At 36.8% G+C, this 15,012-nt stretch carries 13 protein-coding genes; 5 read left to right on the top strand and 8 right to left on the bottom strand.

Translation table 11 applies throughout. From position 1 onward, the window contains the following. Positions 1-38: 38 nt before the first annotated feature. The 7 genes from BLQ66_RS01530 to BLQ66_RS01500 all read right to left on the bottom strand — a co-directional run bounded on the left by BLQ66_RS01530 (position 39) and on the right by BLQ66_RS01500 (position 7,367). Entirely contained in the window at positions 39-674 is a 636-nt protein-coding gene (locus BLQ66_RS01530) for an L-2-amino-thiazoline-4-carboxylic acid hydrolase (protein WP_074520603.1), read from the bottom strand. A 216-nt stretch (positions 675-890) separates the two neighbouring features. Further along, positions 891-1,391 (bottom strand): GNAT family N-acetyltransferase, encoded by a 501-nt coding sequence (locus tag BLQ66_RS01525; protein WP_074520602.1) that lies wholly within the window; start codon positions 1,389-1,391, stop codon positions 891-893. 109 nt (positions 1,392-1,500) lie between these two features. Continuing rightward, positions 1,501-2,742 carry an L-lactate MFS transporter gene (locus BLQ66_RS01520; RefSeq protein WP_074520601.1) on the bottom strand — a complete coding sequence of 414 codons (1,242 nt, stop codon included), beginning with the start codon at positions 2,740-2,742 and terminating at the stop codon, positions 1,501-1,503. Between the two features lie 151 nt (positions 2,743-2,893). Next, complete coding sequence (locus tag BLQ66_RS01515) at positions 2,894-4,840, bottom strand: oxidoreductase (protein WP_074520600.1); 1,947 nt, start codon at positions 4,838-4,840, stop codon at positions 2,894-2,896. 171 nt (positions 4,841-5,011) lie between these two features. Next, entirely contained in the window at positions 5,012-5,890 is an 879-nt protein-coding gene (locus BLQ66_RS01510; protein WP_074520599.1) for a LysR family transcriptional regulator, read from the bottom strand. Positions 5,891-5,899: 9 nt separating this feature from the next. Then, positions 5,900-6,739, bottom strand: a complete 840-nt coding sequence (locus tag BLQ66_RS01505; RefSeq protein WP_074520598.1) for an MBL fold metallo-hydrolase — start codon at positions 6,737-6,739, stop codon at positions 5,900-5,902. 127 nt (positions 6,740-6,866) lie between these two features. Then, on the bottom strand, positions 6,867-7,367 hold the full coding sequence (locus BLQ66_RS01500; RefSeq protein ID WP_074520597.1) for a ferritin: 501 nt from the start codon (positions 7,365-7,367) through the stop codon (positions 6,867-6,869). Positions 7,368-7,635: 268 nt separating this feature from the next. Between BLQ66_RS01500 and BLQ66_RS01495 the strand changes: the two genes are divergently transcribed. Genes BLQ66_RS01495 through BLQ66_RS01475 form a run of 5 tightly spaced genes read left to right on the top strand, consistent with a single transcriptional unit; the run spans position 7,636 to position 12,592 of the window. Then, a complete protein-coding gene (locus tag BLQ66_RS01495) occupies positions 7,636-8,577 on the top strand; it encodes an ABC transporter ATP-binding protein (RefSeq protein ID WP_074520596.1) in 942 nt (313 codons plus the stop codon). Beyond that, complete coding sequence (locus BLQ66_RS01490) at positions 8,577-9,722, top strand: ABC transporter permease (RefSeq protein WP_074520595.1); 1,146 nt, start codon at positions 8,577-8,579, stop codon at positions 9,720-9,722. Before BLQ66_RS01495 ends, BLQ66_RS01490 begins: the two co-directional genes overlap by 1 nt. Next, a complete protein-coding gene (locus BLQ66_RS01485) occupies positions 9,709-10,896 on the top strand; it encodes an ABC transporter permease (protein ID WP_074520594.1) in 1,188 nt (395 codons plus the stop codon). Before BLQ66_RS01490 ends, BLQ66_RS01485 begins: the two co-directional genes overlap by 14 nt. Beyond that, a complete protein-coding gene (locus BLQ66_RS01480) occupies positions 10,886-11,881 on the top strand; it encodes a sensor histidine kinase (protein WP_083330220.1) in 996 nt (331 codons plus the stop codon). The genes BLQ66_RS01485 and BLQ66_RS01480 overlap by 11 nt, the downstream gene beginning before the upstream one ends. A 15-nt stretch (positions 11,882-11,896) precedes the next feature. Next, entirely contained in the window at positions 11,897-12,592 is a 696-nt protein-coding gene (locus BLQ66_RS01475; RefSeq protein ID WP_074520593.1) for a response regulator, read from the top strand. A gap of 155 nt (positions 12,593-12,747) precedes the next feature. On the opposite strand, the gene BLQ66_RS01470 is transcribed toward BLQ66_RS01475, so the two are convergent. Then, the gene (locus BLQ66_RS01470; RefSeq protein WP_074520592.1) at positions 12,748-14,538 is read right to left on the bottom strand and encodes a Na/Pi cotransporter family protein; all 1,791 of its coding nucleotides are present in this window, start codon (positions 14,536-14,538) and stop codon (positions 12,748-12,750) included. Between the last annotated feature and the right edge of the window lie 474 nt (positions 14,539-15,012).

Here is a 15,012-nt window from a genome sequence, read left to right as displayed (position 1 = left end):
TTGTAGGACCTGTGGCTTTTTCTTTTAAAAAGCAAATCCTATATGCTCTTACTTCTTTCCCAACCATCTCCTGCGTCTGTTGTATAGCGAACAAATCTAAAGTCACAGCAATCGCCGCCCTGACATAGCGTTTTTGTTCTTATGAAATCAGTATATGGAAGGCTTCCGTAATTGATAATATCTGCGTGACAGCACATTGCTCCAAGCTTTAATAAGTCTCGCTTTCCAAGAATCTTTGCGTAGATACATTCGTTACATTCAAACTTAAATTCATTTTTTGAATCCTCATCTAAATGCCATGTGTATCTCCAGCCTGTGCCTGACTTATGCTTAAAGCCAAAAGGCACTACCTTTTTCATAAGTGGTAAGAAGAAACTTTTCCTTGCAAGCTTTTGCATGCTGCTTGGATCAAGGAATTCCCACATTTTCTCAGAAACTAATTTGTAGGCTTCTTCTTCGGATTTACCATGTTTTTGTAAAACTTCGTAAAGTGCAATAGAAGTTATTATTTGTGCCATGTGCTCATAGTTTCTCTTATCACAATATTCTTTCTCCTCCACAAGCAACTCTTCCATTCGCTTGTAAACATCTTCCTTAATTGACTCCTCTAATGTTGGAAAATAATTTTGATATCTACTAATTTTAACTAATGCTTTTGCTTTGTACTTTTTCATTCCTATCTCCTCTTAAATCGATTATTAAGTATTTAGGTTTAATATCTCTAACTTAAAATAATTATAATCTGAAAAAAAGTCCTAGAATAGCCCTATTTTTAAATACATTTGTTTTAGTTTCTTAATCTTGCACATAAAAAGACGATTACATAGAAATGTATTAAAAACATTTTCCATATAATCGCCTAAAGTTTTTATTATTATATTAATTACAAACTAAGCAATCTTCTCAAATGCGATTCTTGGCATATTATCACTTTCTACATAAACTGTTCCAGTGTGCTTAAAACCTAGCTTTGTAAGTAGGTTCTGCATTACCTTGTTGTCGCCGTGAGTATCGATTCTTACGTGACCTGATTTCTCGAAAGCCCAGTTTAAGCAAAATGTACCAATACCTCTTTCAGAACCATCCACTGCAAGTCTGTGAACTACTGCGTATGGACTATCTTCAATCCAACCACCTTCAGTGATATCGCCGTAAGTTGGATCAATGTCCTTACCGAAGTTATAGAAGAATACGCCGATTACTTCGTCTTTGTCGTTTAGACAAACAAAGCTTTTCTCTCTTTTGATATCTTCAACAATTAAATCTCTTGGTGGCCACTGTGTTGGTCCCCACTGAGTTGGATTTCCATGTTCTGTCATGAATTTTCTTGCGTAAGCATAAATATCCATGATGCGGTCTAGATCAGTTGTTACTGCATTTCTGATTTTCATAATTTAAAATTTCCCTTTCTAATAACTTCCTTTTAAATATAAATAAATGTATTATCAAGAGATATTTTAACAGAGCTAGATACATTTTCAAGTAAAAAGATTTAGCCTTTTACTTATTCTTCTTAGCTACTAGTCTGTAGATAAATGTAAAAAGGATACCTACAACTGAGAATACAATTGCGTAAATAAATGCATTCTGGTATGCTCCTGTCTTTGCAAATGTTTGTCCCATGATCTGTGGACCAAAGTAACCTGCGATAGCGAAACCGATAAACATAATTCCGTAGTTTACTGAGTTATTCTTAGGGCCGAACTGGTCAGCTGTAAAGCCTGGGTATACGCCCATGAAAGCGCCATAGCTGATACCAACGATTGAAAGGCCGATGTAGAATAGAGTAACTGTGCCCATTCCTGAGAAATAAAGGCATAAAAGGCCAATTACTGCAAGGATGCAAGCAAGGAATAAAGTATTAATTCTACCAATCTTATCTGAAACGAAACCAGCCACAATTCTACCTAAAGCATTAAATAAAGCTAATACTGAAACTGCTAAGCTCGCTGCTACTGCTGATAAACCTACCATGTGCTGGGCAACTGATGAAGCCTGTGATGTGATCATCATACCAGTAAAGGCGCCACATGTAAGAAGTAAAAGCATTACGTAGAATGTAGGTGTCTTTAACATTTCCTTCCAGTTCATGTTCTGCTTAACTGCTGCTGTTTTCTTTGGTGTGAAACCTGCTGGTGTGTAGTCATCCGGGCACTTCTCAAGGAAGATTACAGAAACTGCAATAAGCACCATGAAAACTATACCAACAATCTTAAAGGCTGTTGTTGCATTTGTCTTAGCAACAATTACAGTAACGATTGGTGGGAGAATTACTGAACTTAAGCCGTAAACAGCTGTTGTGATGCCACCAACTAAGCCTCTCTTATCTGGGAAGAACTTAACGCAAGTAGAAATTGTGCTACCGTAAGCCATTCCAAGACCGAGACCACCAATGAGACCGTAAGTTAGGATAAGTCCGTTAACGTTAGTTGCAAAGCCTGATAAAAACATACCTAAGCCCCACATGATACCGCCAATTAAAATGACTTTTCTTGGTCCAAACTTATCATTAAACCAACCACCTGAAATCATTGTGATTGGGCCAACTGAGTTAGCAATTGTATAAACGATTGCAAGGTCTGCGGAAGTCACTGTTTTTCCAAGGGTATTTGTAAAATAGTCTGCCATACCAGCAGAGAACACGCTCCACACATAAATAGAGCCTAAACAAAGATTAATAAAACATCCTGCAATTAGGACAATCCATCTTCTTTTATCTAAATTTTTAATTCCTAAATTCATATTTTTATTCCTCAATTTTTTTATATTATTTTGCTAGGTGCGGTCGCCTTGGGAGTGACGACCTATCTTTAGTGATTATATTTCCCGGGCTTTTTACATTTTCAAAACTACTTATCTTTATGAAAATGTAAAAGCACCGGTTAGTTACATCTTAGATATCAAGTGCTGCGTGGTAGCCCCAATATACTGCGTTTGTAATTGTTGAAACCTTAGCGGCATCACCGATTACTCTAACGAATGGAGCGCAGTCTCTTAATTCTTCAACTACGTTTGTTCTTGAACGCTGGCCAAGGGCGCAGATTACGCTTGAACCCTTAACAAATACTGCCTTGCCGTCTTTGTCTTCACATTCAACGCCATCAGCTGTTACCTTAACTGCCTTAAGGCCTGTGTGTACATCAACATATTTGTCAATCTGCTGTAAGAGTAATGGACGATGTCTTACGTTAGCATCCGGTGCGAGGCTATCTCTCATTTCTACGATAGAAACCTTCTTACCTTCCTGACCTAAATGAATTGCACACTCAGAACCTGCAAGGCCGCCACCAAGAATTACAACTTCGTCGCCTACCTTGTCCTTTTCCTTGTAATAGTTGTTGACGATGACTACATTTTCACCATCAAGACCTGGGATAGGAGGTACAAGTGGTGAGGAGCCAACAGCGATAATTATTGCGTCTGCATTTTCAGCAAGGGCATATTCCTTAGTAACTTCAGTATTTAAGCGGATTTCAACGCCAGCCTCACGAGCTAATTTCTCGTAAGTGCCTGTAAGCTGGTACATTTCGTATTTGAAAGAAATTGCCTGCTCACTCTTTAAAATACCGCCAAGTTCAGATTCCTTCTCGCAAAGGATAACCTCATGGCCACGTCTTGCTGCTGTGTAGGCTGCATAAAGTCCGCCAGGGCCGCCACCTGCAACTAAAACCTTCTTCTTAACTGGAGCTGGTGTGATTTCGTCTCCCTCGATTTCACGACCAATAATTGGATTTACTGTACAACGTCTTGTGGATGTAGCTGCACGTTCTGCCATACAAGTAAAGCAACGAAGGCAACGAACGATTTCGTCATCACGATTCTGCATAACCTTTTCTGGAAGGTATGGATCTGCAAGGAGGGCACGTCCCATGTAGACAATATCTGCCTTTCCAGAGGCAATAATCTCTTCCATCTGTGCTGGGTCATTAAGACCACCAAGAGTGGCAACAGGCACAGATACGTGCTTCTTAATTTCTGCTGCAAGATATACATTTCTACCATGCTCTTCAAACATAGATGGATGTGTAATTCCAAATGTTCTCTGGTAAGTACCTGCTGAAACATGAAGGATGTCTACATAAGACTCTAATTCCTTAGCAATTTCTACACCTTCTTCAAGGCCATAACCCTCATCAAAGAATTCAGAACCTGACATTCTAAATTCGATTGGGAAACGAGGACCTACTGCATTTCTTACTGAAATAAGGACTTCCTTTGCAAATCTGCATCTATTTTCAAGGCTTCCACCATACTCGTCAGTTCTTTTGTTAAAGTATGGTGAAAGGAACTGATTTATTAGCCAGCCGTGTCCGCCGTGAATCATAAGCATTTCAAAGCCTGCGCGCTTTGCCATGGCTGCTACATCACCATAAGACTTAACGATGTCATCAATCATGTCCTTAGTTAAGGCCTTAACTTCTACGCCGTCAGGACGAACTGTATCAGATGGTCCCCACTGATTCATGCTCTTTTGCTTTGACTTATCTGTCATGTAAGTTCCTGCATACATTCCTGAATGTGAAAGCTCTAAGGAAGCAATTGCACCATGTCTTCTAATTGCATCTGCTGTGTATGTAGCACAAGCAAGGGAATTTAAAATTGAAGGATCAAGGTGATATGCGTGGCTTCCATCAGTTTTTGGATGAACCATACATTCTGATACTGTTACAGCACCAGCGCCGCCCTTTCCTCTAAGCTCATAGAAGGCTGTAGACTTAGGTCCGATACAACCATCATTAGTAATGTCAGTTCCGCCCATTGGTGCAGAAAACATTCTGTTCTTAAAAGTTACGCCAGCCACTGTAATTGGGCTTGATAAATGTGGATACTTTCTTTCCATCTGTTTTTCTCCTTTTGAAAATGTATTTTTTTATTTACTATTTCTTTAACCGCAAATTATCTGCTAATTTAAGGGATTGATAATTATTTAACATTTGCTTGTTATAATTTTAACACTCCTTATTGATAATATTCTATCAACAAAAAAATAGAAGGTAGAAACTAATAGTTTCTACCTTCTTGCATTCTTTTTTAACTCTTTTTCAATCTTTAACAAGCATTCATCTTTTCTTTTTTCACTTTTATAAACTAGATAGACACTCCAAGGAATGGCGTCTTTAATAGGGATTAGCGCTACATTTTCAAAAAGTCCTTCTCTATTATGGATGTCCACATCGATTCCTATTCCAATGCCTTCTCTAACAAACTCATAAATCATGGCAGCTTCCATGGTTTTAATGCGTATGTGTGGGAAAAATCCTTCGCGCTCGCAGGAATTAATCAAGTTATCATAAGCCTGATATTTCTCGTTTAAACTAATTAACTGCTCATCCTTTAAGTCTGCTATCTTTAGGCTTTTCCTATTAAAGAGCTTATGCCCCTTTGGCACAACTGCACACATGGTCTTACTTTCAAGCTCCACTTCAATAACATTCTCTGCTGCCACACGGCCAATTACTAGGCCTAGGTCTATCTGATTTTTTGCAAGCTTTTGCTTAACATCAAGGTTTGAGGATTCCTCGATACTTAGCTCTACATTTTCAAAATCCTCTTGTATCTTATCGATGACACTTAAGGGCAACATCCTGATTAAACCGCAGGAATAGCCAAGTTTAAAGAGCTTCTTCTTGCTTTTAATCTCTTCTAGGCCTTCCTCAAGCTCTCTTGTGCTCTCCAAAATTCTGTGGCTTTTCTTATAAAAGAAAACTCCCGCTTCTGTTGGCACAAGGCCTTGCTTGGTTCTATCAAAGAGCTTAACCTGAAGCTCTGTTTCAATTCTATCCAGGGCTTTACCTAGTCCCTGAGGTGTGATAAATAAAGACTTCGCTGCCTTATTTATACTTCTTGCCTCATAGCATTCCATATAAAAACGTATATCTTTAATATCCATAGTGACTCCTTATGCTAATTTTACTTCATCGCCAGAATGCACGTATTCTAGCTGATCTCCCATGATGTCCTTCATCATATCAAAAGCTGGGAGGCCTGTGCAATGACAGGTATAAAATTTAGTATTGTAGGTCTTTAATACATTTGCAATCTCTTTAATTTCCTTAACCTCAGCCTCTGTGTAATCGGAGTTCTTCTTTAGGTGGAAACCGCTGATTACGTAGTCTGGAGTGGAATCGTATTTATAAATGTAATCATCCATAATACTTAAGATTCCATTGTGAGCACAGCCTGAAACTAGGATGCTTTTATTATCATCTCTAATAACTAAGAACTGCTCATGCTTGAAATCATCCTTCACAAATCCATCTGGCTTCTTTACTAGAAGACGGGCGTTTGTAAATGGAAGAGGATGAGTTCTTTCCTTAATGGTGAAAAGCTCAAGCTCCTCATCGATTTTAAAGTTGCCACCAATCTTTTTTAGATTATCAAGCTTGCTTATTTCTGGATCAATTCCAATATATCTATATCTTTTTCTTCCTGCCTCCACGCCATCATCAGCGTAGTATTCACGCTCCGCAAGGGCCTGCATATAGATAGTTGCCTGATTATTTATTTTTGTAAAGGGCATTATGCCCCCTGAGTGGTCATAGTGGCCATGACTTAGTATAACTGTGTCCACTTTTTTCAAATCTATATCAAGCTTTTTTGCATTCTCAAGTGTCACCTCTGATGGTCCTAAGTCCACTAATAGCTTGTGACTTGTGGTTTCAATGTAAAAAGAAAAACCATGGGCACAGTCACAACCGCTACATCCTTTTGTGTTTTCGATTAAGTTTTGAATTCGCATATAGGCCTCCTTCCAATTTCTTTTTATATAATAGCAAAAATGTTTCACTTTGCCTAATTATGCAAAAACCCTTCAGCCATAGAAGCCGAAGGGTAAATTACTGTAAAGTGGCTAATTACTCGCGCTTTTAAAGCGGGGGATTGCTTACACTGCGTTCAATTTTCTTATCTAACATATAGAGAAGTCTTCTATCGCTGCCAACGGCCTCAACCCTTGAAATCATCTTTCTTGAATTCTCCTCTTCCTCCTTTTGCTCCTCTATAAACCAATCGAGGAAGCTTTGAGTTGTGTAATCATTTTCAGCAATAGCCAAATCCATAATCTTGCAAATCTCTGCGGTAATGTACTGCTCGTGCTTATCCGCCTCAATTACTGCAGCCAAGGCACTTTCTATCTTAATATCCACCTTATCTATGGCCTCAAGGCACACATCCTGCTTAGAATCTAGAAGATAATCATAAATCTTCATGGCATGCTCCTGCTCTTCTGTGGCCTGAACTCTATACCAGTTGGCAAAGCCATATAATTTAGCCTTTGTAAAAAACTTAGAAATTCCCAAATACAGGTAAGCAGAGTAAAACTCCTTATTTACCTGTGCATTAAGCAAATCTGCTACATTCTGTTTCATAGTCCGTCTCCTTTGCTATTTATTTGTTTGACACATGTATATCTATTGCTAGTTTACCATATCTATAATTAGAATACAAAGTTTTTATTTTTATGAAAATGTAAAAAGACATGACATTTGTCACATGCAGGAAATGACTGCAATCACTAGTATCCAGAGCAGGAATTTAATATTATAATTTTAGATTTACGAAATTGCTTTTAAACTTGTGTAAGTTAATGCTAGGTAAATTGATAATAATAAGGGAGTTTATTAAGGAGATAAATTTATGAGTGATTCAATCGTTAAAGTTAACAATTTAGTTAAGCGATACAAGGAAAAAATCGCAGTGGACAACTTCTCACTTGAGCTAAAAAAGGGAGAAATTCTAGGACTTTTAGGACCTAACGGTTCTGGAAAAACTACAACTATTAACTGCATTTTATCTCTTCTAAGTTTTAACAAGGGAGAGATTATGATTTTCGATAAAGAAATGAGCCCAAAGGCCTACGACATTAAGTCAAAGATTGGCGTAGTTCCTCAAAATGTTGCAGTTATGAATACTTTGAATGTATATGAAAATGTAGATTTCTTCTGTGGGCTCTACATTAAAGATAAAAATAAACGCCGCCGTTATGTTGAGGAAGCTCTTGAATTTACAGGACTTAGCGACTACAAAAAATATAAGCCTAAAAAATTATCTGGTGGTTTAGTTCGTAGACTTAACATCGCTTGTGGCATCGCCCATAAGCCAAGCTTAATTATCTTTGATGAGCCTACTGTTGCTGTTGATCCTCAAAGTAGAAATGCAATCCTTGAGGGTATTAAAGAAATGAATAGAGCCGGAGCTTCTATTATTTATACTTCTCATTACATGGAGGAGGTTGAGGAAATCTGTAGCCGCATCATCATTATGGATCACGGCAAGAAGGTAGCCGAGGGCACAGCAAATGATTTAAAGAATTCCTTAAAGATTCGCGAAAGCATTTGCATAGGAATGCCTGCCATAAATGAGGATATAATTAAGGATATTAAGGGCATCAACCATGTCTATGACGCTAAGTATAGCGAGGGCGAGCTTGTTATTAGCCTAGATGGGGGCGAACATAATCTTGTACATGTACTTGAATATTTTAATGAAAAAAATCTACCATTCGGTCATGTACAAACTAAGCTACCTACACTTAATGATGTCTTCCTAGAAATTACTGGAAAGGAGTTGCGTGATTAATGTTTTTAAGAATATTTTCCTATAAGATAAAGCAATTAATTAGAATGCCATGGATTGTGGGCTGGAACTTTCTCTTTCCATTAGTCCTTGCAAGCGCCTTTTATCTTGGCTTTGGCAACATGATTAAGGATGACCCCAACCGTTTAGACACTATTGAGGTTGCCTATGTGGCTGGTGATGGTATAAATAGTAACTTTTTATCCGTTATAAAGGAGCTTTCAAAAGAGACAAAAGATCACGGTAAAATCCTTGAGGTCACTAGCTTTGATAGCTTAGAAGCTGCTAGTGATGCTTTGAATAAAAAAGACATTGAAGGAATTTATTATGAGCATGATGACAGCATTGAAGTCATTGTTACTGAAAATGGTCTTATCTCCACTAGTCTTTCTCAGATAGTAAAAAGTTATCAAAACTATCAAGCAAGTTTTGAAAAAATTTTATCAGAGAAGCCAGAAGCAATTGACGCTCTTATTGCTAGTATAAATTCCAATATGAGCTTTTTGAAAAAATACGACTTTAAATCCGGGGTATCACAGTATATGCAATTTTTCTATGCCCTACTTGCCATGTCCTCACTTTTCTCATCTTGGGTAAGTACAGCCATGATGACTAGCCTATGTGCCAACCTTTCTGAATGTGGCAAAAGATTTGAGATGGCACCAGGTCATAAGCTAAAGGCGATTTTTGCAGGAATCCTTGCAGGTACTCTACTTCAGTCCATATCAAACACAGTTGTTATCTGCTATGTAGAGTATTGCCTAGGCCTTCACTGGGGCGCACCAATTTACATGGTCATTGCCATTACTAGCCTTGCTAGTGCCCTTGGAATCTCAATTGGTACCTTGATTGGCTCTATCTTTAAAAATGAAATGGCCCTCTCCATGGTACCACTTGCCTTTACCATGACTTGCTCCTTCTTTTCAGGACTTATGATGGGTGGCATCCAGCAGATTATAAAAAATTTCTGCCCAATTTTAAATAAAATCAATCCTGCCACAGTTTTCACAGATAGCCTATATCAGCTAGCTTGTTATGGCAAAACTTCTGCCTACTATCAGGATTTAGGAATAATGGTGCTTATGATTGCCATTTGCCTAATTATTAGTGTTCTAATTTTAAGGAGGAGAAATTATGACAGTCTTTAAGGCTACGCTTCTATCATTAAGGAGCTTTCTATCAACAATAATTATATACTTTTTAATATTTGCTATATTCACAGTTGTAAGAGCCAATTTTTCAACTAACTATAATGCTGACATTTACAAGGATACAAGCCTTAATGTGGCAGTGGTAGATTTGGATAAAAGCGACATCAGTGAAGCTTTAATTAGCTATCTAGATTCTAGTCAAAATATTACAAAATTAAATTTAAGCAATAATGAACTAGATTACCAAGCAATCAATGATAACGTTCGTTTTGAAATTTACGACTACGCAATTGTTATTCCAGAAGGCTTTAAAAATAAACTTCTCTCTGGAGATTACAAAGATTCAATCCAATACCTTGCTTCCACAAATTCAGCTAGTGGTTATTTAATAAGTCAGAAAATAAATACATTTTTATCAGACATCAAAACTTACCTAGATTGTGGATATAGTGAGGAGGAGGCCATTAGCATCTCCCTAGAGCAAGTTAAAAAAACAGACATTGTAGAAACTAAGATTTACTCAAACAATGACTATAAATCAACTATTAACAATGCATCTATTTCAAGCTCCTTCATATTTAGCGCCTATTCCTGCCTTATGATTCTTACGGTTTGCATCGCTTCTGTTCTAGGATTTTTGAAAAATAAAGACTCAAGGGATAGAATTAGCATTAGTGGTACATCTTTTGCTAGGCGTAACAAGGAATTAATTCTTGCAGTTTTAGTTATAGGCTTTGTTATTACTGTATTTTTCTTTATCTATTCTGCTATTCTTGGAAGAAATCAGCCAGATTTTCATATGCTTTTCTTCTATGGAATTAATGAATTTTTCTTAATGCTACTTGGCCTTGGAATTGCTTACTTTATATGCTCTATCACTTCAAATACAAACCTTATAAATATGATTTCCAACATGATTGTTCTCTCAATGAGTTTCCTTTGTGGAGTGTTTGTTCCTTCAGAATTCATGTCAGAATCAGTGGTTAAGTTTTCACAGCTTCTACCTGTTTATTGGTTTGTTGATTGTTGCAAATATATCGAGCATCATAGTGCTTCAAATGTTATTAGTTCACATTTTATAGAGTGTTTGCTTATTCAATTAGTTTATGCAATAATATTCTTTGTAGCAGGAATTATTATTAACAAAAAGAAGGAGCAATATGCTTACTGATGTTTTTATTAGACTAGTTGCAGCAATCATGCTGATCATATTAATAAATGCAAATGACATTACGACAAGTTCAGTCGTAGTGTCAATTTGCACATTTTTATTCTTAGAAATCACTATCTTAATTCCAAAAAGGAAACTAGCAGATGCACTTATCTTTGTGCCTTTCGTAGTTTGCCTAATTTTTCTAATTATAAGGAAGCCGACAAATTTTCCTATATACTTGGCCTTCCTCTTATTGTCTTTAATTTTTACCTATGTTTCCACAATTCTTTACGAAGAAGTCATAACTTATAAACAAAAGCTCTACAAAACTCGTGATGATAGTGTGGAAATCGAGAGTTTACTTAAAAATAAAAATAAGCATTTAGTGCTTGAACAGGACCAGCAAATTCACCTTGCTACCCTAAACGAGCGTAACCGAATTGCTAGGGAAATCCACGATAATGTAGGCCACATGCTTAGTCGCGCCATTCTACTGCTAGGCGCCATTAAGACTATGAATTCTGATGAAAATATAATGCCCCAGCTAGAGATGCTATCAAACACTTTAGATGAATCCATGGAAAAAATGCGAAATTCTGTCCATGACCTTAGAGATGACTCTATTGATCTTGCAAAAAATTTTGACGACATTATAAAGGAACTCACTGATTTTCAGGTTTCTACAGAATTAGATTTTGAAAATAATTTACCAAAGGAAGTTAAGTTTAGCCTTATTGGAATCTTAAAAGAAGGAGTTACAAATATAATTAAGCACAGCAAGGGTGACAAGGTTTCAATTATTTTGCACCAAAACAGAAACTTTTGTACTCTTACAATTTCTGATAACGGAGAACTAGATTCTGATATTAAGAAGATGATTCAGTCTGGAATTTTTGAAGGAATTGGACTTGAAAATATAAGACAGAGAGCTAACGCCTGCAACGGCGATGCTTACTTTTACTGCAATGATGGCTTTACAATCTTTGCTAGGTTGAATTTTTAATAACGAGGTAGAAAAATGCAAAAATCTATTTTACTAATTGATGATGACGAACTTATTACCATGTCCCTTGAAATGATTATTTCAAGCAAGGAAGAATTTAAAATTGTAGGAAAAGGACATAGCGGATTAGAAGCTATTAAACTTTACGAAGAGCTACGACCTGACTTACTTTTAATGGATATTAGAATGGAGGGCATGAATGGATTAGAAGCTGCAAGGGAAATTCTAGGGAAGCACCCTGAGGCAACTATCCTATTTTTAACTACATTTTCAGATGACGAATATATTATCGAGGCCTTAAAACTTGGGGTTCGCGGCTATCTTTTAAAGCAGGACTACAAGGCATTAGACACTGCTCTCACTGCTGCCATAAATGGCCAAAGCGTCTTTGGGGGAACTATTATAAATAAGTTGCCAAAGCTAATGCAGGTTGGGACTAACTCTGAAAATGATTCCTCTAGCCTTGGGGCTAATAATGCCACAAGTTCAGCAACTGCTACTCTCCCTAGCTTTGACTATGCCGCCGCAGATATTACTGATAAGGAATTTGCTGTTATTCAATTAGTTGCTGATGGTTATTCAAACAAAGAAATTGCTGGCAAACTTTTCTTATCAGAGGGAACAGTTAGAAATTATCTCTCCACAATTTTAGAAAAATTAGACTTAAGGGATAGAACCCAGCTTGCTATTTTTTATTTGAAGAATATCTAAATAAGATTTATTGTATTTAATTGTAAAAATAAGACATGTAAAAAGTGCTATAGATAGTGATTATAAAGGCCTTGCCCATCACTTTCCATAGCACTTTTCTTTATGGTTAATTACTTGTAAGCTTAAGTTTTGTCGCAATCTACTTATAATGAATTTTAGCTAACCTCGTCTAATTCAGGTAACATGTAGATTTGCTTTAGTCTAATATACTCTTTTCTAAAGTATGGGTCGCTACCCTTTACCTTAACATCCACATATTCGTGCATATCAAGCTCATCAGATTCGATTTCAATTAGGGCTGCCGCTACATTAGAGCAATGGTCTGATACTCTTTCATAATTTGTCAAAATATCTTCTAGTAAAATACCTGCCTCCATTGAGCACTCACCGCGCTTTAATCTATCAATATGTCTTTGCTTCATTTCCATTACAAGATCGTCAATGACCTCTTCAAGTGGCTCAACATTTACTGCAATCTTTGTATCTCTAGATTTAAATGTTGTTAATGTCAATTTCATAATATTCTTAACTGCAACGCCTAAGAACTTTAATTCCTCAGTAGCCTTGAAGGAGAAGTCTATATTTTCATCATTCTTCTTTTTAAAGGACTCGGCGATATTGATTGCATGATCTGACATTCTTTCAAAATCACTGATAGAATGTAGTAAAATTGATAACTCATGGCTATCGTCTTTACCTAAATCCTTGCTTGCTAACTTAACTAAATAAGTTCCAATCTTATCTTCAAATTCATCCACTAACTGCTCAAGCTTTATTACTTCTTCAACCTTTTCCTCTGAATATTTAGCCTGAAGGTCGAGAGCTGAAAGAATAGCTTCGTTAGTGAGTTCTGACATTTTTACAACTGCCTTCTTACAAAGTCTAATTGCATAAGAAGGTGTATCAAGGAAACGCTCATCAAGGGCTGCAAGCTCTGCTGGTCTGTCGGACTCAAATTCAGTATCCTTATGATTTCTAACTGTAAATGAAGCGAGCTTTACAAGCTGATTTGCAAATGGGAATAATACCACTGCGCATCCTATGTTAAATAAACTGTGAATTACTGCAATTCCAGCTGCTCCTGCAGAATCTGTAAGGAATGTAAAATGCATCACACTATTAATTGAATAGAAGCAAATCATGAAAATAATTGTTCCAATTAAGTTAAAGTATAGATGAATAAATGCAGCTCTCTTAGCATTCTTACTTGCTCCGATAGCTGAAATCAAAGCAGTTACGCAAGTTCCTATGTTCTGTCCCATAATAATTGGAAGTGCTGTTCCGTAAGTTACTGCACCACTCATACAAAGGGCCTGTAAAATACCTACGGATGCTGATGAACTCTGAATTACTGCTGTAAGTACTGCACCTGCTACCATTCCAAGTAATGGATTTGAAAATGCAGTTAACATTCCTGTAAATGCTTCGTTATCCTTAAGTGGCTCTACTGCTCCACTCATGGTTTCCATACCAAACATTAATACTGCAAATCCAAGTAGAATATTTCCAACAATCTTTTTCTTTTCACCATTCTTGCTAGTCATTACACAAATTATACCAATGGCTGCAAGTATTGGTGAAAAAGAACTTGGCTTAAGCAAGTTAATAAATACATTTCCACCACTAATTCCTGTTAATGATAAAATCCAAGATGTGATTGTTGTGCCGATATTAGCACCCATAATGATTCCAACGGCCTGTGTAAGCTTCATGATTCCTGAGTTTACAAAACCTACTACCATTACTGTTGTTGCTGATGATGACTGTATAACTGCTGTAACAAAAGCACCGAGTAAAAGTGCCATAATTCTCTTTTTAGTTAACTTCTCTAGTATCTTTTCTAGCTTTCCTCCTGAAAGCATCACAAGACCATCGCCCATTGTATTCATTCCGTAAAGGAAAAGAGCGAGGCCACCAATCATAGTTAATACTCCAAAAATATCCATATAAACTACCTCTTTTTCTTTCTACGATTTGATTTTAATTCTCTTCTGTAAACAAAAAGGGGTGGTCTATGTAAAATCTATGTAAAATTTCTGGGGTTTGTGCCTGCTTGCTTTAAAATCTATCGATAAAGGCACAGGATCCGGAGGAATCTGCAACTCACGGCTGCTTCCAACTTGCTTCTTTTTGACTTTATTACTTAGATTCCTATGTTATAGCCAACAAAATCTCCAATTACACAATTCTAGCTTTTAAAGCTTGTGCTTTAATTTCCGCTAGCCCTTAGAAAAGGCACAGGATTACTAATTCCCGTAAAGTACTATTTGATTTCTTGTGACTATACTGTTCTTAATCTCTTCTTCTAGCCACAAATCCTTATTATTTTCCTAAAAGATAGGAAAAAGCGTGTGCCCTAGATTTAAAATACATATCATAACAGGCACACAAGATGCTTTTCCCAACTATTTATTAACTTT

The organism is Lachnospira pectinoschiza, from assembly GCF_900103815.1.
Lineage (GTDB): Bacteria > Bacillota > Clostridia > Lachnospirales > Lachnospiraceae > Lachnospira > Lachnospira pectinoschiza_B.
Note: the sequence above shows the minus strand (reverse complement) of the source record. Positions and strands in the feature narration are given on the sequence as shown.